The organism is Paenibacillus sp. TY11 (assembly GCF_059772165.1).
On sequence record NZ_JCBAIQ010000067.1, the window covers coordinates 1 to 670 of the forward strand.

Below are 670 nucleotides of genomic sequence, written 5' to 3' on the forward strand. Positions count from 1 at the left end.
TTGAAGCACAAATCCATCTATTGAAGGCTGAGAACGAACTGTTAAAAAAGATTCGTCTGGCAGAACGGAGGCTGGGAAACAAGGGGTAGAACTGGCGCCTTGCCAAAAATATATCCTAATTCAAGATGTGATTCAGAAATACAAGCTGAAGCGGATGGTAGGCTATCTATGTAAGATTACAGCCGTCTCCAAGAGCGGCTATTATCGCTATTGGTCCTCTACATCCGTCAACCTGCGCCATCCAAAAGAACAGCACGATGAAGCGGTTAAGCATACGATAACCAAGGCATTCCACTTCAAAAAACGTAAGCGAGGAGCCCGTTCCATCAAGATGATTTTAGAGGGACCATTTCAGGTGGTTTATAATCTGAAAAGAATACGGAGGATCATGAAAAAATATGGTATGGTCTGTCCTTTCCGAAGAGCCAATCCATACAAGCGAATGCTGAAGGCGACTCAGGAACATCGGACCCTGCCTAACTTGTTGAAGCGCAACTTTAAACAGGAAGTGCCCGGCAAAGTGTTGCTCACCGATATTACCTACTTAGTCTATGGAAAAGGTCAACGAGCATATTTATCCACGATTAAGGATGGTTCCACAAACGAAATTCTAGCTTACCATGTGTCTGAGAGAATCACCATGGATCTGGCGACAGAAACGTTGCTCAAA

The 670-nt window shown here is 44.2% G+C and carries 1 pseudogene; it reads left to right on the forward strand.

Annotated elements, in window-relative coordinates:
* A pseudogene (locus AC6EJC_RS26825) lies at positions 1–670 on the forward strand (IS3 family transposase); the annotation flags it as partial.